The organism is Natrialba hulunbeirensis JCM 10989 (assembly GCF_000337575.1).
GTDB classification, from domain to species: domain Archaea; phylum Halobacteriota; class Halobacteria; order Halobacteriales; family Natrialbaceae; genus Natrialba; species Natrialba hulunbeirensis.
Map to the genome: position 1 here is coordinate 21,352 of NZ_AOIM01000016.1, position 18,576 is coordinate 39,927.

An 18,576-nucleotide genomic window follows, 5' to 3' on the forward strand; every position below is an offset into this window, starting at 1 on the left:
TTCCCCTTCCCCTTCCCCTTCTCCCTCCCCTATCGTGCGAGGCGGTGCGATGAGATGGGTGAGCCGGTCGGTGACAGGTGCAGAGAACGGCTGAGAAAACAGTATGCCCCAGAGAACAGTATGCCACAGAGACATGATGCAAAAACGAGACACAAGAAACGAGACCTGAGAGACGATGTGCCGATGAGATCAGTTGCTGCCGTCGCTAACCTCGTCGTACGTGAACGGATCGTCGGCCGGTTCGTCGTTGGTCGCATCGTCATCGTCTGCAGCGTCAGTGACACCGCCAGCGTGGTTATCACTGTCTGCACCAGCGTCGCCAACAACCGGCTCGTCCTCCGCGTCGGCTTGGGAAACGACGCTCTCGTCGAACGAGAGTGCGCCACCATCGTCACCACCATCATCGCCATCGCCGGTGTCGTCGTACTCGTCGCCGAGCACGTCACCGGTCTCGAGCGTGTCGAGATCAGCGACCGCTGCATCGCCGTCGGTGTCGGTGTCGAAGCGGTCGAGCATCTCGTTGAGCTGGGAAGCCTGGTTCGCGAGCGAGCCGGCGCTCTTGGTGACTTCCGAAAGGGCGGAGGTCTGTTCCTCCGCGGCGGCGGCGACGCGCTGGGATTCGGTCGCCGTCGAGTCGGAGATATCGGTCGCGGTCGAGACCATCGCAACGACCTCCTGGGTCGAAGCGGCCTGCTGTTCGGTGGTCGCCGAAATCTCCTGGACACCGTCGTTGGTCTCCTGTGCGTAGTCGGCAATCTCGTCGAGCGCCTCCGCGGCGTTCTCGACGGCGTCGACGTGCGAGGAGATCTTGTCCGCAGTCTTCTGGACCTCCGTCGCGGTCCGCTCGGTGCGGTCGTTGATCCGTTCGAGCCGCTGCTCGATGTCTTCGGCCGTCTCCTTCGTGTCGGCGGCCAGTTCCTTGACTTCGGCAGCGACGACCGCGAAGCCGTCGCCCTGGGAGTCGCCGTCGCCGCTGCGGGAGGCCTCGATGTTCGCGTTCAGCGCGAGCATGTTAGTCTCGCGGGCGACCTCGGTAATGAACTCGATCAGTTCGTCGATCTGTTCCATCTCCGCGGTGAGGTCTTCGATCGCCTCGACGGTCTCGGTCGATTCGGCCTCGATCTCGTGCATGCCCTCGATCGCGTCGCGTGCGGCTTCGCGGCCGTAGCGGCCGGTCTCTGCTGTCTGCTCTGCGATATCTGCGACCTGGTTCGAGGAGGCAGCGATCTGCTCGGTCGTCGCCGAGAGCCCGCTCATCTCGTCGGAGACCGCCTGCAGGTTCTCGTTCTGTCGGTCCGCGCCGTCGGAAATCTCCTGAATGGAGTTGCTGACCTGGCCGGAGGCAGAGCGCACTTCCTCGGCGCTGGCCGTGACCTCCTCGCTGGCGACGGCCACCTCGTTCGCGAAGGACTTGACGTGAGCCGTCGTCGCCTCGAGTTCCTCGACCATCTCGTTGAACGCGTGGGCGATGTCGGTCATCGCCTCGTTCTCGCTCTCGGGGTCAAGCCGCCGGGTGAGATCACCCTCGGCACAGACCTCCATCACGTCGCGGTACTCGTCGGCTTTCGCCTCGAGATGTTGGTTCATCGACTCGGTCTCTGCGCGGGCTTCCTCGGCGTCCGCACGAGCGGATTCGGCCTCCTCGATCTGGTTTCGCAGCGAGGTTCGCATGCTGTCGAACCCATCGTAGAGGCGACCGATCTCGTCGATGCGCGAGGTCTGTAAGTCGACGTCGAGATCGCCGTTCTCCATCGACTCCGTCCGATCACGCAGTTCCGCAAGCGGTACGACCGTCTGGCGGCCAAGCACGACACCGACAAGACCGAGCGCAACCAGACTCACGAGCACCATCGCGATGACGTTCGTTCCAACGTCGCTCGCGACGCCGTAGGCCTGCTCGGTCGGCACGGTCGTCACTGCAACCCACTGCGTGTCGCCGACCGGCACGTACGCCTGCACCACGTCGTCGTCTTCGACCTGGCTCACTCGACCGCCGAGTGCCGCCTCGATGGCATCGTCGTCGGTCGCCGCGGTGAGTTCACTCTGCCCGGTCTGGAAGATTGGATCCCCGCGCTGGTCGACGATCGCCGTCGATCCTGCCGCACCGTCTTGCTGGAGTTGGTCCACGCGGTACTCGAGTGTCCCGATGACGACGACGATGCGGTCGTTCTGTTCGGGGACGGGGCTCGCGAAGGCCATCACCTGGTCGTCGAGCGCGGCGGACTCGTAGGCCTGTTCGGACTGCCAGACGTCCTCGTCGAAGGAGAGTTCGCTGGCGAAGTCCGTCTCGGCCCACGGATCGTCGACGGCCCCGAGGTCGGTGTCGCGAATCTCGGCGTCCGTACTCGTGAGGACGGTCTGCTCGCCTGTATCGACGTAGTGTATCGCCCGCACGTCGACACCCATTCGGGCCTGTTCTTCGACGATTGCACCCTGGACGGCCTGCACGTCGTCGTCCTGGATTCCCGGTGATGCGGACGCAGTCCGGGTCTGGACGTGCATCGACTCGACCCAGTCACCGATGCCGTCGGCCTGGAGTTCAGCGGTCGACTCGAGTTGTTCGTTCGAATCAGCTCGTACGGTGTCGTCGATTTCGGCGTAGCTGACGGCACCGACGGCGCCGATGATGAGCACGACGGCGAGGATGGAAATGACGAACTTGAGCAGGTACCGTCGTCGGATGAACGACGGGACGAGTTTGGCGAGCAGCGACATTAGGCGCTCACCCGGTCGAGTTCCGTGATACCATCAGCTGCTGATTCGTCGAACTCCCAGTAGGAGAAGCTCGCACCGCGGACATCCCCGTGCTGGTCGAACGTGACCGAACTCGAGGCGCCCTCGTAGGCGACGTTTTCACCCTGGGCGGCGAGTTCGAGACCTTCGTCGAGGTTCTCGGGTGTGATCGTCGTTCCCGGGCTGTAGGTAACAGCCTGCATCGCGTTTCTGATCGCCGTCCCCTCGTTCTGGCCGGCATACGCGTTCGCGAGCAAGAGCGCCGCCGTCGCGTCGTAGGCGTGGGCGGTGAAGAGTCCCGGACTCTCACCGTAGGCGCTCTCGTACTGTTCACTGAACGTGTCGTAGCCCGGACCGCTGGCGATTGGTGCGGTGCCGCGGATGCCATCGAGCGAGGAGTCAGTCGACTCGTGAAGACCACCATCCTGCATCCCTTCGGTGACGAGTACTTCGACGTCATCTCGGGTGCCGGTTGCGGCCAGATCGTCGAACAGCTGTTCCCCGGTATCGGGGTAGCCGATGACGATCAGAAGCTCCGGATCGTCTGCCATCGCCGTCTCGATGGCACCATCGTAGGAGTCTGCGCCCTCGATGACCGGCACTTCGGCCGTTACGGTCGCGCCGTGGTCGGTCTCGAACGCCTGCGAGAAGGCCTGCGTGAGCTGCCAGCCGTAGTCGTTGTCGACGTACAGAACCGCTGCACGCTCCGTACCGAGGTCCGTGACGGCCTGCTCGGCGAGGACGAGTGCCTGCAGCGAGTCAGAGAGCGCTGTTCGGAAGACGAGACCGGCATCGTTCACCGACGTGATCGTTGGTGACGTTGCACCCGCAGAGCAGTTGACAACCCGGTATGGAATCAACACCTGCTGGGTCGCCTGGAGTGTCACGTCGGACGCCAGCGGGCCATTGACCATCGGATACCCGTCATCGACGAGTTCGGCGGCACTCTGGACGCCGGCCGACGGTGAGGTTTCCGTATCGACAACCGTGTAGTCGATGTCGAGACTGACCTCGTCTTCGAACTGTTCGATCGGCAACAACGCGGCGTCGCGCGTCGTTTCCCCAAAGTTCGCGAGCCCCCCACTCAGCGGAGACATAATCCCGAGTCTGAGTGTTCGATTCGTTCCGCCAACTGCGTCGGCGGACTCTACCTCTGATTCGAACCCGGGAACGTCAGAAAGGCACCCGGCCAGGCCACCAAGTGACGCGGCACCAGCCCCCACCAGGAGTTCCCGTCGCTTCGGTCGGAACGTCATATCCGTGGTATCAAATTACTGGTTTATAATTCTGCTGTACAGTCACTGGAGCGGTCATACAATAATCTGATACGTTGACAAACGCAAGAGTACTCCTCAATCGGCCAGTGAGCGGGGTTTTCAGGAGAGTGATTGTGTGTTGGCTGAGTGATGAAAAAATCGCTATGCGTCGTGTACGGTCGGGAGAACGGTGTCAAAAACGCGTCGCCGATCAGCAGTGACGCGTCGTTATTGGAACTGTTCGGTCAGCGCTGGGACGACATCGAAGAGGTCGTCGTGGATCGCGTAGTCTGCGATGTCCATGATCGGCGCGTTCGGGTCCGTGTTGATCGCGACGATCGTATCGGAGCCCTTCATGCCGGCGACGTGCTGGACGGCACCGGAGATACCGATCGCGATGTAGACATCCGGCGTAACGACCTTTCCGGACTGGCCGACCTGCCGGTTCTTCGGCAGCCAGCCGTTGTCGACGATCGGACGCGAGGAAGAGACCGTCGCGTCGAGTGCATCCGCGAGGTCACGAATGATGTCGAGGTTCTCCTCCTCTTCGATCCCACGACCGACGGAGACGAGCACGTCCGCTTCGCTGATGTCGACGTCACCGCCGCCGACCTCTTCGAAGCCGTTGACCGTAGAGCCGATTGCGTCCTCGTCGATCTCTGCATCGAAGGCCGCAATCGAGGCGTCGCCCGTGCCTTCGGCGGTTGGCCACTCGGCTTCTCGGATCGTGACGACAGCGTCACCCTCGAGTTCGTTCGTGGTCTCGACCTTGCCGCCGTACATCTCGCGGGTCGCGGTCAGCGTCTCGCCGTTTACCGAGAGGTCGACCGTGTCGGTGACGACCGGGAGGTCGAGTTCGTTGGCGACGGCGGGCGCGTAATCCAGGCCGTTGACGCTGTTCGGCGTGAGGACGTACTGCGGTGCGAGCTCGTCGTAGAGCTGCGTGATCGTCTGCGTGTAGACGTCGTGGTTGAACTCCTCACCGTGGGAGACGGTGTGGATCGCGTCGACGCCGTCGCGGTTGAGTTTCTCTGCGAAATTGTCGACGGAGCCGCTGATGACAGCGAGGTGGAGGTCGCCACCGGTGTCGTCTGCAAGCTGGCGGCCCGCGGTGATGAGTTCGTAGCTCACGTCGCGCAGGTCGCCACGGCGGTGGTCCGCAACTGCGAGGACGTCGCTCATGGTGCCACCCCCTTGTCGCGGAGCAGTTCACCCAGCTCTGCGGCCGTGTCGTCGGCGCTGCCTTCCCAGACGGTCACGTCGCTCTCGCTTTCTGGTTCGTACATGTCGGTGAGTTCCAGGTCGGAATCGACGGCGCTCTCGTCAACATCGAGGTCGGCGAGGTTCTTCACGTCGAGTTCCTTGCGCTGGGCCTGGCGAATCCCGCGCAGGCTCGCATAGCGTGGTTCGTTGATACCGGTCTGGATCGTGAGTGCGGCGGGAAGCTCGATATCCGTGAGCTCCTCGACACCGCCCTCGAGTTCGCGTCGAACCGAGGCGACATCGCCGTCGAACTCGTGCTCGAGGTGGTTGACGACGGCACCCCACTGATAGCCGACTTCTTCGGCCAGGGAGACGCCCGTCGCGCCGAAGCTGTCGTCGCCGGCCTGAACGCCGGTCAGGATGAGGTCTGGATCCTCTTCTTCGACGACGGCACTGAGGATTTCCGTCTTCGCGTTGACGTCGAGCAGGTCGACGCCCTCGAGGGAGTCGTCCCAGACGCGGACCGCGCGGTCTGCGCCCTTCGCAAGCGCCTGACGGATGGTCTGTTCACAGTCTTCGGGGCCGATTGTAACCGTGACGACTTCGTCGGCAACGCCAGCTTCTTGCAGCTGAACGGCCTCTTCGACGGCGTAATCGTCCCACTCGTTGAGGTCTGCACCGAGGTACTGGTCTGCGATTTCAGTCCCCTCGATTTCGAACTCATCTTCGACGGTCGCAACTTCTTTGACCGTAACGAGGATTTTCATCGTTCGTCACTCGTACGTCACACCCGTAAACGTTTTCGAAACGCACAGTATTGGACTCTCCGTTCAACTGATAGTTCGGGTGGTGTCGGTTTGCACTGAAGCGGAACGTGGGGACACGAGTGACGCTATCGAGCACAGACCGGGTGTGTGACCAGGAGAGAAAACGACACAGTGACTGGTCAGCAAGAGTGGCGAAGAGCGGCCGTTTGCACCGATTTCGCGCGTACAAGACGGAAACGGTTTAACGACACCGCCGGTAGTACACCGCATGGCAGACTGTCCACTGGCCGACGACTGTCCGAGCTATTCAGCACGAATCTCGGGGATGGGGTGTCAACACTACGGCGACCGCGGCGGCAAGGAGTGGTGCCAACACTACAACCAGCCGATCGATGATCTAAAGACCCAGCCGGTCAAGTCCGGCGAGGAGGTCGTCATCGACGTCGTCGACATGCACGAAAGCGGTGCCGGTGTCGGACGAACCGAAGACGGCTTTATCGTGATGGTCGACGGCGTCCTCCCCGAAGCACGTGCGCGCGTCGAAATCACCCGCGTCCACAGCAATCACGCGCGTGCGGAGGAGCTTGAATTGCTCCCAATGGACGAAGAAGAAGGCAACGACGAAGACGACACGGCGGACGCGGATGCCGACGCCGACGCTGCTGGCGCTGCCGACGACGGCGACAGCGACGATGAGGACGCTGACGCCGGAACGGACGGCGAATCTACCAACAGTCGCTCGTCGAGACGCGAACGCCTCGGAAGCCGTGAGAACTTCTGGGGGAACTGATCGACACGGTCACTCGAGACACCACCGTCTCGAGGGATCGGCGTCGGTACCTGGACAGTCGTGCGGCCGTCTTTTTTCGCCTGCCGTGTTCTGTGTTCTGTCTGGTTTGCATACGCGCCAGAGAGCGACACAGCCCGTGAAAGCGGGGTTTGACCTCACGAATCCGCACGTTGCACGCGACCGGGAGAGCTTTCATCCTGCCCCCAGCTAGATGTCTGGTATGAGTAGGCGCGTGCAGGGAACGCCAGACCGCAGGACGGAGCGACGACAGTGGAACGCGCCCGCAGCGGTATCGGTGACGGGACGACGGACACGTTCTCGAGTGGCGACGGGCGGTCCTCGAAAGCGGCGAGCCGTAAGCAGTTCCGCCGACGGAGCTACCGAGCGACAACGTGCCCACCAGGGCGATGGAGGGCGATCACGGTGTCAATGATCGACGACGCGGAGGAACTGCTCACCGAAATTGGCTTTGAAGCCGAAACGAGTATACTCACAGATCGGCAGGCACAGGTGCTTGCCCTGCGCGAGCGCGGGATCTCCCAGGCGGACATCGCCGCTGCACTCGGGACCTCGCGGGCGAACGTCTCCTCGATCGAGGCCAGCGCCCGAGAGAACGTCGAGAAAGCCCGGGAGACGGTCGCCTTCGCCGAGGCGCTTCGCGCTCCCGTCCGCGTTCGTGTTCCCACTGGAACCGACCTGTATGACGTGCCGAATCTCGTCTACGACGCCTGCGACGACGCCGGCGTCAAGGTCGATCACACCGCCCCAGACCTGATGAAAGTCGTTAGCGACGCCGCCGGCGCTGCCGTCACCGGCCGCGAGGTGTCCTCGCCGCTCGTCATCGGTGTTACCTCGGACGGTGTGGTTCGCGTTCGCCATCAGGACAGCGAGTAGCGCGTCGGGTAGAGGCGAAAGCAACTCACAGGGAGTACCGTAGCCAACCGCAGGGTCTGAAGCCCATCGGTCGACGCTGCGTCTCGGTTTGTCGGGGAAGAAACGATGCACTCCTGCGAGAAATCCCATCACACAACCTACAGGAGATCGTTCACAGACCACCGCACGACTTCCCGGCGCTCACAGTTGCCAGTCGAGCCCCGAGCGATTTGGTCTCCGGCGTTGTTCGACTGCCTATGGACCTCAGTCTCGACGACAACGCAGCGCTGGTAACCGCCTCCTCGAGTGGCCTCGGACTCGCGAGCGCCCAGACACTCGCCTCGGCGGGTGCACACGTCACCATCTGCGGGCGCGACCCCGACCGACTCGCGGCCGCCCGCGACGACCTCGCCGATGCGGGGCCGGGCGAGGTGCTCGCACTCGAGTGCGACCTCACGGATCCGAACGATATCTCCCGGCTGGTGCGTCGAACCGTCGACGAGTTCGGCGGTCTCGATCACCTCGTCACGTCCGCGGGCGGGCCACCGAGTACGACCTTTCTGGAGACGGACGAGCAGCACTGGTACCAGGCCTACGACCTGCTAGTGATGAGCGTCGTCTGGACGCTCGAGGAGGCACACGCACAGTTACTCGAGTCCGATGTGGGTTCGATCACCTGCATCACCTCGACCACGGTGCGGGAGGTAACCGACGGGCTGGTGCTGTCGAACTCGGTTCGGCGGGCCGTCGTCGGCCTCGTGAAGACGATTTCGCGCGAGTTCGCGCCCGAGATACGGGCCAACGCGGTCATGCCGGGCACTATCGAGACGCCACGGATCGAAGCACTCGTCGAGGCTGGCGTCGAGCGCGGCACGTACGCTGACTACGACGAGGGTATCACCGAACTCGCAGCCGAAATTCCACTGGGACGGCTGGGCGAGCCAGCCGAGTTCGGCGACGTGGTGGCGTTCCTCGCGAGCCCGCGGGCGAGTTTCGTGAACGGCGCGGCGGTGCCGATCGACGGTGGTCTGTTGCGGAGTTGATGCGAGAGGGGCTGAACCGTAACGCTCTCGGTGGCCCTCCGGCGACTGGCTCGTGTGTACCGCCCGGTCCAGGTCGCCGGTTTCCTTGCCCTCCTCACGACGCCCGCCGTGTTGCTCGCCAGCGTTCACGCCGCGCCGCCGGCTCTTCCGACCGGGACGGTCAGTCTTCATCTCGGTCTCGTTCTCGTCGGCGCGGTCGCGGCCGTCGTCGAGCGAAATCGTGCTTTCAGCACCGACGCTCTGGAATCTGGTGTATTCGACCGAACCGACGCTACGAACGCACTCGCCGTCACTGCCGGCGCGATCGTCACCTACGGCGCGAGCGTGGTTGCTGATCTCGGGCCAGTGCTCGCCTCCGCACTCGTCGGCCTCCTCGCCGGACTCGCCCTCCCGCACGTCGGCGCACCCATCTACTGTGGCTCCTTCGTCGGGATGGCCTCCCCAGCAGTCTTCCCCGGACTCGAGTACGTCGCCGTTGCCGGCGTGATTGCTGGACTCGCGTTCGTCGCCACGACCGCCACGTTCGGCGGCGTCGGCGGGAAACTCGGGACCATCGCACTCTTCGGCTGCGTGGCGGCCGTCGCGCTAACCGGACTCGAGTACGGCTCGCCGAGCGCGCCCGCCTGGGAGCACCTCCAGTTCGTCGTGCCAGTTGCCGTCGCCGGTGCAGTTGCGACCGTCGTGTTGAGTCTGGAACTCGAATTGGGTCCGGTCGTCGGCTCGGGACTCGTCGGCGTCGTCGCCGGCGTCGGCTTCCCGCTCGCGCTACCGGGCGAACTCGGTGCGACGCTCGCCGCAGTCGCGTTCTGTGCCTCCTTTGTCGGGATGTCGAGCGCCGAGCGGTTGACGATGGGCCACGTCGGAGTGGCTGGCGCGCTCTGCGGGCTCGTGTATCTCGCCGTAACGCCGGCACTGACGGGTGCTGGTGGGAAACTCGGGACGATTGCGTTCGTCTCCTGCGTCGTACTGGTTGGGCTGGACGAACTGCGCGATGTGGTGAGAACGCGACTTCGATGACTCAGATGGCCTCGATACGTGCGATGAGTGCAATGACTGCAAGAACAGCTCAGTCCGCCGAAATCTGGCACGTCCCGTCGTAGGAGACGTCCTCGACCGACTCGATCGCTGGCTCGTCGCCACAGACCGGACACGCCGGATTCGGGCGCACGTCCACCGTCTCGAACGTCATGTCCATCGCGTCGTAGAGCAGCAGGCGGCCCTCGAGTAGCTCGCCTTTGCCGAGCAGATACTTGACGGCCTCGGTAGCCTGAATGCAGCCGACGGTGCCGGGGAGCACGCCGAGCACGCCAGTTGTCGCACAGTCGGGGACGGTGCCGGGTTCGGGCGCTTCGGGGAAGATACATCGGTAACACGGCGGCTCAGTGTCGCCACCCCGATCGTTTGTGAACGTCGTCACCTGTCCTTCGAAGCGGTAGATTGCACCGTGACAGAGTGGTGTCTCCGTGAGCACGCAGTGGTCGTTGAGCAGGTAGCGCGTGGCGAAGTTATCGCTCGCGTCGAGGACGAGGTCGTAGTCGGAGACGAGGTCGTCCACGTTGTCGGCGGTGAGACGCGTCTCGTGGGCGTCGACATCGATGTCCGGATTGAGCGCCGCAACGTAGTCAGCCGCGCTCTCGACTTTCGGTCGGCCCACGTCTTCGTCGCGGTGGACGATCTGGCGCTGCAGATTCGAGCGCTCGACCACGTCGTCGTCGACGATGCCAAGCCGGCCGACACCCGCCGCGGCGAGGTACTGAATCGCCGGGGCACCCAGTCCGCCCGCGCCGACGACGAGGACGCTTCCCTCGAGTAGCCGTTGCTGTCCCTCGGGACCGATCTCGTCCATGATCACGTGTCTCGAGTAGCGATCGAGTTGGGTCGCATCGAGGCGCAGGTCGCTCATGGCCGCTGTTTGGGGCGAGAGCGAGAAAAAGCCGCGGGTCGCACACACTGTTGTTGACAAGTAATCGGAAAGTCGAGGAGGTACCGACCAATCGGAGTTTCTAGTCCGATTATAACTCAGGCTTGGAGATAGTTTCCACAAAGAAACGGCAGTCTCTTCACCGACCCCATCACTTAAGACCATGCATGTCTTTGACACACCCATGGCATCCGCACCCAATGGTGCCGGCGACGACGTTTTCGATCAATTCCTCACTGACCGCGGTCACGCCGTCGAACGACTCGACTGGGAGGAGGAGTATAACAAGAAACAGTGTCCCGAATGTAGCGGTCTCCACGACCTCTCCGCGAGTACCTGTACCGTTTGTGGGTGGGAGCCAACACGGTAGGCGACGATACCCGGCTACCGATTCCGTTTTTTGCAGGAAGATTCCGATCCGAGAGCGGTGTCGCTGTTGGGCGACTCCACTGCCCGACTATTCTCACGGCTCGCCGCCCTGCTATCCTGTTGTCTCCCTCGAAAACCTGACTCCGGACCACCCTCGTAAACAGCCACTTCGTCACTCTCCCGGTAATTTCCGCCACCCAATGGCGATAGAATTATAATGTGGTCCGTTCCAACACGTCATTCGAGAAGCATCATGCCGGAATGCCAGAACTGTGGGAACTTCGTAACCGATGCATACGCTCGTGTCTTTACGCCACGAGGAGTCGACGATCCGCGCGTCTGTCCGGAGTGTGAGGACAAGATCCGCGATGGTGCCGACGTTCGAACCGCCCGGTCATCACGAAATACGTGAGTCGGCTGTTCACCACAACTGTCTGATCGGTTCGTCCGTCGTATCGCACCCGTTCGTTTCGAGCGACCAGACCCCCGATAGAGCCGGCAGACAGTCCCTCTCGCGCTCGCGGAGAACCCACGTGACTTATGGGTGTCGCGGCCCTGAACAGGGATAATGGCTACCACGGAGACGAAGGTAACCCGGCTGTTCGGTGGACCGGGGAGCGGGAAGACCACCGCGCTTCTCGACCACGTTGAAGAGATTCTCGAGCAGGACGACGTTACGTTCCGGGACATCCTCGTCGTTTCGTACACCCGAGCGGCAGCACAGGAAATTCGCGAACGGCTGGCGGAGCGACTCGACGAAAGCCCGCGTGCACTGCAGGGCAACGTCTGTACCATGCACGCGAAGGCGTACGATCTTCTCGACCTCTCTCGAAGCGACGTTATCGGCGAATCCGACAAGGAAGAGTTCTGTGAGGAGTACGGACTCGAGTTCGAAGACGAGTACAGCGGGGCCGGCCGCCGGACCGCTCGCTCGACGACGATCGGAAACAAGATTATCGCGACGAGTCAGTGGCTCCAGCGAACCCGTCGAGAGGTCACGGACTGGTACGACGTACCGTTCCAGTGGGACGACGAGGAGGTTCGCCTTCCACCGGAGATCGACGACCACGCCCAGGAGGGCAACAAGTACACGCCGACGTGGCCGAGCGACGACGACCGAATCGACGTGCCCGAGGCCATCCGCGGCTGGCGCTCCTTCAAGGGCGAGCAGGGCAAGATCGGTTTCGCCGACATGCTCGAACGGGTCAAGCAGCGCTCGCTACTCCCGAGCGTCGACTACCTCGTGATCGACGAGTTCCAGGACATCACGACGCTGCAGTACGACGTCTACGAGGAGTGGAAACCCCACATGGAGCAGGTGCTGATCGCCGGCGACGACGACCAGGTCGTCTACTCCTGGCAGGGTGCAGACCCGGCCCTGCTGCTCGAGGAGGAAGTCGACGAGGACATTATCCTGCCGAACTCCTATCGACTGCCGTCGAACGTCCTCAACGCGGTCAACCAGGAGATTCGCCACATCGAACACCGGAAGGACAAGGACCTGAAACCCCGCAAGGAAGGCGGCGCAGTCGAGGCCCGGCGCAACGCCTCGATGCTCGACGTCGTCCGCATGGTTCGGCGCACCCTCGCCTCGGGCGACGGTACCATCATGATCCTCTTCCGGGCGCGCTACCAGATGTTCCAGTTCATCGACGAGTTCATCACGGAGGGTGTCCCGTTCACGTCGCTGACGGACCAGCGGATGTGGACCGACCGTCTTACCCAGTACGTCCGCGCCGTCGAAGCGATCGACCGCGGCGACGACGTGACTGGGCTCCAGGCACGGCGTGTCGCAGACATGCTTCAGGAGTCGGCGTTCGGCACCAACGAGCGCGACGACCTGTTCGATACGATCGACGAGCGCCAGGAAGAGGCCGGTATCGACGACCTGCAGGAACTCATGATTCCCGCATCGGTTATCGAGGACCACGCGCCGTTCATGCCCGGCCCCGAATCCGCGTCCGATATGGTGCGGAAAGTGACGAACTTCCAGAAGAAGAGCATTCGCGCGTACTTCGCCATCGGCGAGTACGCCGGCATGGACACCGACCGCGTCCGCGTCGGCACCATCCACTCCGCAAAGGGTCGTGAGGCAGACCACGTCATCGTCGGCACCGACCTGACCGAGAAGGTCGTCGAGCAGATGGTTGCAACGGTCGACGATCCCACGGACGTCCCGGGTGTCGAGGAGTTCACCAAGACCACCTCTCCCGTTCCTGTCCTGACGGACAACGAACGACGCGTCTTCTACGTCGGCATGTCCCGCGCCCGCGAACGACTCGTGATGCTCGAGAATCTGGTCGACGGCGCACCGACGCTGCCCATCGACGTCCTGCTTCACAACGAACTCACCGAGACCCCACTCGAGGACCTCATTGAGGACGCCCAGCAGTCCGCCGAGGGTGGCGAGGAACTCGAGGCCGAAGCGCCCTGAGTCTGGGAGGCGACTGTGACAGACACCGACGGCGATTTCACGCGAGACAGTGCGAGAGCGAGCGGTAGCGATAACGACGACAGCGACAGTGACAACGGCGGCAATGACAACGGCAATGAAGAATCAGCGGCTGTGACACCGACCAGCGCAGCGCTCATCCACGAGACGCTCACACAGCGAGACGCCGCCGCGTTCGTTCACGTCGGCCTCGCACGTGAACCCGCGATTCAGTACAGCCTCGACCGTTGCGGACAGGAGGCCGTACGCGATGACCGACGCACTCTCTCGCCAGCGGATACCGACCTCATCGCGCTCTCGTTCGACGGCGAGCGCTGGGAGTGGCAGGTCAGGCCACGAAAGCCGGGGCGAGGTGCGTCAGATACGCATCCCGCCTCACAGCTAGCAGCGACGCTCGCAGACCGCCACGGCTCCGCGACGGTGCTAACACCTGCGAGGATCCCGCACGACGCAGCACTATATCTCGAGAACGCCGGACTCACACTGGCCTCGACGGACGTACTCGAGCGTGCCCGTGCGAGAAAGACGCCGAACGAGCGAGCACGGATCGAGGCCGCACAGGCAGCCGCCCGTGCGGGGATTCGCCGAGTGGCCGCCGTTCTCGCGGACGCGACAGTTATCGACGGTGAACTCGTTCGCGGCGATGATACAGGAGAGGACGAGCCGATCACACCAGATCGCCTCCGGATCGACGTTGACGAGGCCATCGTTTCTGCCGGCGCATATCCCGCCGGCAACACCGCGATCAATCCCGAGAGTGACCCCGAACGGATCCCGTCGACGGCCGGCACAGCCGACACGCCGCTTCGCCCCGGCGATCCGATCGTCATCCGAACCGCACCGCGCGAACCCGGCGGCTACCACGGCGGTCTCGTTCGCACGCTCGTCGTCGACAGCGACGGCGGCCGCGAGCGCCGAGCGCACGTCGGTGCCACCCAGTCGTTTCGCTCGGCCAGCGCCATGCTGACCGCGGGGACGGAACCCGTCGGTGCCGTCGAAGCCGACCTCGAGGCCGAAGTCCGTTCGTTCGGCTTCGAAGACGCCGACGCCGTCGACACGAGCGTCGGGGGCGTCGGACTGGAGGCACTCGAGTCCCCGTACGAATTGACCGACGAAATCGAACCGGGAAGCGTGGTGCAACTCGAGTCGGCCGTACGCGTCGAGGAAGGGGTGTGGCTCCGAATTGCGGATGTGTTGGCGCGCGATCACGGTCGTGAGCAGGACCAGAATGGGAAGAGGCCGGAGTGGCTGGCTCCGCTGTCGCGATCGCTGGATCCGGAGACGGTGGGCGAGTCGTAGGTTGGGCGCGTTGCGTACTGGCTCGGCTGGCTCTGTTGAAATTCTCAATACCCTCAAGAACGTTGGGGGCATTGGTCTGGAGTCGGTGTGTGACCCCACCTGAGACCGAGTATCCCTGGGAGGTGCGAGTCTGATGTGGCCGTCTGTGCGTATGTAATCGGCGGGGTTCGCGAGATGCGCCGTCAGGACTCGCGCCACTTGTGGCCACACTCGACGCAGGTGAACAGCCGAACCTCGTAGGAGCCGCCCGGCTTCGGCATCACCTCGTAGTAGGCCCGATCGCTGTCACAGTCGTCCGCCCGACAGGGCTCCTGCATCGTCTCGGCGGAGCCCTGGGTCGCGTCAGCCACGGCGGGTGCCCCGTCGTCTCGCTGTCCATCCTGGGTCGCCATCGCCGCTTCTGCTTGTGAGTCCCGCGGCTCCTCGTTCTCACACGAGCGACACACCCACGTGTCGTCCTCCGTGTGCATTATCGAACCACACTCGTCACAGAATTGCATATAACGGAGGAATACACGGTTGTCGAATATATGTGTTAACTTCCGATCCGTTGTGGATTTCAGGCAACTGCTCATGCTGACTGTACTGCGTTATCGAAGCGGCAACAGGCAACGTTTGACCTTGCCTGACACCGATACTGATTGAGCGGGTCAACAAAGCCGCTTGGCTGCGTTTCGGCGGGCTATTGCTCCTCGTCGGCTTCCTCCGCATCAGTTACTGCAGGTGCATCGTCGCTAGCTGGGGACGCCCGGTCGCCGCTGGTCTGCTCTGCAGTAGCGCCCCAGAATCGACCGTATACCGAGACAGCGGTGTCGACGACGAGTTCGCCGGCCCTGAGTGCAGCAACGACCAGATCGGCCATCAGTCACCCTCCTCGTTGGTCGTAACGCTGGTCGAATCCGTGGGTGTGTCGTCGTCGGCCGACTCTGACTCTGGATCTCCGATGACGGTGCCCGCTGCCCGCTTGGCCACGAGCCCCGGCACATCCGAGGGCATCGTCAGCCACCGCTCGACGACGACGAGTCCGACTGCGAGTCCGATGAGAATCCCACCCGTACCCGCATCGCCACGAATGAAGACGAACTCGAGTCCGGCGAGTGCAGCGGGGAGTGCGAGGATGAGCACGCCGGCGAGTTTGATCGTATCGATGATGCCAGCCATGTGGCGATGGTACTCCGGTGTGAGTCAAAAGGGCGGCGACCACGTGCTCGGCGCAAGCATCACAGAAGTGGGACGCATATCGGGATCAGAATGTCTTTATCCGTCGGCTGGTATCGTCGAGTATGTTCACGGGAATCGTCGAGGAGACCGGCGACATCGTCGGTCGGGAGCGAACCGAGGACGGCCTCCGGCTTCGGATCGCGGCCGACGCGGTCGCAACCGGGCTAACACACGGCCAGAGCATCAGCGTCAGCGGCGTCTGTCTCACCGTCGAGCGCTACGACGATGGTGCGTGGTTCGAGGTCTTCCTCGCAACCGAGACCGTCGAGCGGACGTATCTGGGCAACCTCGGAGAGGGCGATACGGTCAACCTCGAGCGCGCAATGCCGGCCGACGGGCGGTTCGACGGCCACATCGTGCAAGGTCACGTCGACGCAGTCGCAACGGTTTCGAACATTGAATCCGTGGAAGAGGGCGAGGCGCAACGCGCCTCGGAACAACCGACTAACGCGGAACGAAGTTCCGCGAACAGTCGAGCGGCAGAGCCGCGAGACGACGGCGATGAGCCGGGAGGTGACTGGTTCTTCGAGTTCGAGCTCCCGGAGGGGTACGGCCGCTACGTCGTGGAGAAGGGGTCGATCACGCTCGACGGAATCAGCCTGACCGTCGCCGACCTGGTGACGACCGAAGATGGGCGGGACCGAGTCACCGTCGCCATTATCCCGACGACCTACGAGCTGACGACGCTTTCCGAAAAGGCGATTGGTGATCCGATCCACCTCGAAGTCGACGTGCTCTCGAAGTACGTCGAGCGGCTACTCGAGTCCCGGTTCGACTCTCGGTTCGACTGAACGGCGGATAAAGGTTGAGTCGGCGGATAACGGGCCAGACGACGGTCTAAAGGGCGCGGGTTCAGGCACCCGGCACGCCGAACGCGCCGACGCCGAGCCCCAGAATCGTATCGAGGACGAAGAGGATGGCGAGGGCGGCGAGCCAGGCGACGACGCCGATGAGGGCGGCGTCCAGCCAGCCGCCGGGATACCGCCAGTTGATGACCCAGATCCAGGCGAGCAACGCGAGGAATAGGCCGAAAAGCGGAATCCAGGCGGTCAGCGCCCACGCGAGCGCGCCGACGATGGCGGTGACCACGGCGTGGGAGTAGTCCTCGATACCGACGATGAGCGAGGCGCCGACGTAGATTGCCAGGCCGCCGACGAGCAGTGCGACGACGAACGCGACGAGCGACCCAATGAGTGCGACCATCACGGGATCCTACTTGTTCCTGGGTAATAGAGACTGTGCTGATTCGGGTCCGGTGGGCTGGTGCGTACTGGTGAACCTGGTTGAACCGTGTTGGTTCGCTGTGTGCTCGTATTATCGCCGAGGTGGATCGAACTCCGTAAGTTCGGATGTTGGTGGACTCGATGTGTCATCTCGGACTGCACGGTACGTGCGACGATAACGGACGATTTTCCGGTAGAGGTAGTAGCCGACGAGCAGGTTGAAGCCGATAACGTAGCTGATGAAGGCTAACCCGGGACCGAGTGGTGTGACTGCGACGATGAGAGCCGGTGCGAAGCCGACGGTCAAATTATAGGTGCCGTGAACGAACGCGGCGATCAACAGCCCCTTGATCACGAGCGGGCCGGCGTACTCCTGGTTGAATTTCGCGAGACCGAGGTAGTAGCCCGCGATGGCGGAGTAGATGACGTGCCCCGGACCGACGAGCGCGCGGACGGTTGCAATGCCGGTCGCTGCCGACACGGTGCCGACCTCCGCCTGTGCCTCTGCGACCGTGCTAGCGATGTAGATCGCGTTCTCGATCGCCGCGAAGCCAAGGCCTGCCACAGCGCCGTACACCGCACCGACGATCACTGCATCGAACGTCTCGCTGCGATAGGCGAAGACGCGAACGGCGAGCAACTTCACCGTCTCCTCAACCGGACCGACGATCAGATAGAAAAAGAGCGCCGTCCCGATGATCGGGATGGCCTCGAGTCGCGGCCCGACGACGGAGTTGACGACCGCGGCGAACGTCGCGAACAGAACGGCGAGGACGAAGGTCGCGACGATCAGGCTGAGTGGTTCGCTCTCCGTAATATCCGAGTACCAGATGAACGCGGCGAGCAGGCCGGCAGGAACGACCGAGAGTCCGAAGAAGACGGCAAGCGAGGGTGCCTCGAGTACCAGAATCGCTGGCTGGATGAGCAAGAACAGCGTGATGACGACCGCGACGGCGAGGACGATCGTCTGCAACCCGTAGTTGATCGCATTGTAGACGGAGAACGCGAGGTGATCGACAGCAGACCGTGGCTCCCACGTCGAGACATCGTAGAGGTCTCGCGACTCCTCATCTGCTCGTTCGACCGGGTCACGGCGACGCTGCATGGGCAAGCGTACAACACACCCACTGGTAAGCGTTGGGCGTTGGGCGTTCTTCCAATCCTAGAATGATACTTATTATCATATTCGTATAAGGGCGACGCTTATACTGATTCGCCCATGATAACGGATAGCTATGCACAACCCACGTCGCGGGTTCCACTACACCGCACCGCCAAATCCGGATGGGGAACGAACACCGATGACCGACACCGATGCGAAAGCCGACGCCGAGGAGGCAACCCAGGACGCAATCGCTCCCTCGAAGCCGGCTGATCGTCTTCCCGCCGACGACTGAGGCCCGGTCGACTGCACCAGTTCGTCGCT

General features: G+C 63.1%; 20 protein-coding genes. 10 read left to right on the forward strand and 10 right to left on the reverse strand.

All coding sequences use genetic code 11. The annotated features are described in order from the left end of the window. Positions 1–189 precede the first annotated feature (189 nt). From C483_RS06645 to C483_RS06660, 4 genes are all read right to left on the reverse strand, one after another. Positions 190–2,715, reverse strand: a complete 2,526-nt coding sequence (locus C483_RS06645; RefSeq protein WP_006652590.1) for a methyl-accepting chemotaxis protein — start codon at positions 2,713–2,715, stop codon at positions 190–192. Continuing rightward, a complete protein-coding gene (locus C483_RS06650; protein ID WP_006652591.1) occupies positions 2,715–3,989 on the reverse strand; it encodes an ABC transporter substrate-binding protein in 1,275 nt (424 codons plus the stop codon). The genes C483_RS06645 and C483_RS06650 overlap by 1 nt, the downstream gene beginning before the upstream one ends. A gap of 228 nt (positions 3,990–4,217) precedes the next feature. After that, positions 4,218–5,171, reverse strand: a complete 954-nt coding sequence (locus C483_RS06655; RefSeq protein ID WP_006652592.1) for an electron transfer flavoprotein subunit alpha/FixB family protein — start codon at positions 5,169–5,171, stop codon at positions 4,218–4,220. Next, positions 5,168–5,959, reverse strand: a complete 792-nt coding sequence (locus C483_RS06660) for an electron transfer flavoprotein subunit beta/FixA family protein (protein ID WP_006652593.1) — start codon at positions 5,957–5,959, stop codon at positions 5,168–5,170. The genes C483_RS06655 and C483_RS06660 overlap by 4 nt, the downstream gene beginning before the upstream one ends. A 268-nt stretch (positions 5,960–6,227) precedes the next feature. Here C483_RS06660 and C483_RS06665 point away from each other — a divergent pair, with 268 nt between their 5' ends. The 4 genes from C483_RS06665 (at position 6,228) to C483_RS06680 (ending at position 9,682) form a co-directional block, all read left to right on the forward strand. After that, positions 6,228–6,749, forward strand: a complete 522-nt coding sequence (locus C483_RS06665; protein ID WP_006652594.1) for a TRAM domain-containing protein — start codon at positions 6,228–6,230, stop codon at positions 6,747–6,749. A 429-nt stretch (positions 6,750–7,178) separates the two neighbouring features. Continuing rightward, positions 7,179–7,643, forward strand: coding sequence for a Tfx family DNA-binding protein (locus tag C483_RS06670; protein WP_006652595.1), 465 nt, complete (start codon positions 7,179–7,181; stop codon positions 7,641–7,643). A gap of 236 nt (positions 7,644–7,879) precedes the next feature. Further along, complete coding sequence (locus tag C483_RS06675) at positions 7,880–8,665, forward strand: SDR family oxidoreductase (protein WP_006652596.1); 786 nt, start codon at positions 7,880–7,882, stop codon at positions 8,663–8,665. A gap of 54 nt (positions 8,666–8,719) precedes the next feature. Further along, a complete protein-coding gene (locus C483_RS06680; protein ID WP_006652597.1) occupies positions 8,720–9,682 on the forward strand; it encodes a hypothetical protein in 963 nt (320 codons plus the stop codon). A 49-nt stretch (positions 9,683–9,731) separates the two neighbouring features. Here the strand turns inward: C483_RS06680 and ubaA are convergent, their stop codons facing one another. Continuing rightward, positions 9,732–10,568 (reverse strand): SAMP-activating enzyme E1, encoded by an 837-nt coding sequence (gene ubaA, locus C483_RS06685; RefSeq protein WP_006652598.1) that lies wholly within the window; start codon positions 10,566–10,568, stop codon positions 9,732–9,734. A gap of 202 nt (positions 10,569–10,770) precedes the next feature. On the opposite strand from ubaA, the gene C483_RS06690 reads away from it, so the two are divergent. The 4 genes from C483_RS06690 to C483_RS06700 all read left to right on the forward strand — a co-directional run bounded on the left by C483_RS06690 (position 10,771) and on the right by C483_RS06700 (position 14,706). Further along, entirely contained in the window at positions 10,771–10,956 is a 186-nt protein-coding gene (locus tag C483_RS06690; protein ID WP_006166723.1) for an HVO_0416 family zinc finger protein, read from the forward strand. A gap of 252 nt (positions 10,957–11,208) precedes the next feature. Beyond that, positions 11,209–11,367, forward strand: coding sequence for a DUF7563 family protein (locus C483_RS20375; protein ID WP_169331418.1), 159 nt, complete (start codon positions 11,209–11,211; stop codon positions 11,365–11,367). A 156-nt stretch (positions 11,368–11,523) separates the two neighbouring features. Next, positions 11,524–13,389 (forward strand): UvrD-helicase domain-containing protein, encoded by a 1,866-nt coding sequence (locus C483_RS06695; protein WP_006652599.1) that lies wholly within the window; start codon positions 11,524–11,526, stop codon positions 13,387–13,389. A gap of 15 nt (positions 13,390–13,404) precedes the next feature. Beyond that, positions 13,405–14,706 carry a M24 family metallopeptidase gene (locus C483_RS06700; RefSeq protein ID WP_006652600.1) on the forward strand — a complete coding sequence of 434 codons (1,302 nt, stop codon included), beginning with the start codon at positions 13,405–13,407 and terminating at the stop codon, positions 14,704–14,706. 182 nt (positions 14,707–14,888) lie between these two features. Here C483_RS06700 and C483_RS06705 read toward each other — a convergent pair whose 3' ends face one another. The 3 genes from C483_RS06705 to C483_RS06715 form a co-directional block, all read right to left on the reverse strand. Further along, entirely contained in the window at positions 14,889–15,206 is a 318-nt protein-coding gene (locus C483_RS06705) for an RPA12/RPB9/RPC11 RNA polymerase family protein (RefSeq protein WP_049912480.1), read from the reverse strand. 182 nt (positions 15,207–15,388) lie between these two features. Continuing rightward, complete coding sequence (locus C483_RS06710; protein ID WP_006652602.1) at positions 15,389–15,568, reverse strand: hypothetical protein; 180 nt, start codon at positions 15,566–15,568, stop codon at positions 15,389–15,391. Continuing rightward, positions 15,568–15,867: a DUF7533 family protein gene (locus C483_RS06715; RefSeq protein ID WP_006652603.1), complete on the reverse strand. Its 300-nt coding sequence runs from the start codon at positions 15,865–15,867 to the stop codon at positions 15,568–15,570. The genes C483_RS06710 and C483_RS06715 overlap by 1 nt, the downstream gene beginning before the upstream one ends. Before the next feature lie 122 nt (positions 15,868–15,989). Between C483_RS06715 and C483_RS06720 the strand changes: the two genes are divergently transcribed. Then, a complete protein-coding gene (locus tag C483_RS06720) occupies positions 15,990–16,718 on the forward strand; it encodes a riboflavin synthase (RefSeq protein ID WP_006652604.1) in 729 nt (242 codons plus the stop codon). Between the two features lie 61 nt (positions 16,719–16,779). Here C483_RS06720 and C483_RS06725 read toward each other — a convergent pair whose 3' ends face one another. Further along, the gene (locus tag C483_RS06725; RefSeq protein ID WP_006652605.1) at positions 16,780–17,130 is read right to left on the reverse strand and encodes a hypothetical protein; all 351 of its coding nucleotides are present in this window, start codon (positions 17,128–17,130) and stop codon (positions 16,780–16,782) included. 111 nt (positions 17,131–17,241) lie between these two features. Continuing rightward, positions 17,242–18,255 (reverse strand): PrsW family intramembrane metalloprotease, encoded by a 1,014-nt coding sequence (locus tag C483_RS06730; protein ID WP_006652606.1) that lies wholly within the window; start codon positions 18,253–18,255, stop codon positions 17,242–17,244. 130 nt (positions 18,256–18,385) lie between these two features. Between C483_RS06730 and C483_RS20380 the strand changes: the two genes are divergently transcribed. Continuing rightward, positions 18,386–18,547 (forward strand): hypothetical protein, encoded by a 162-nt coding sequence (locus C483_RS20380; protein WP_169331419.1) that lies wholly within the window; start codon positions 18,386–18,388, stop codon positions 18,545–18,547. Positions 18,548–18,576 lie beyond the last annotated feature (29 nt).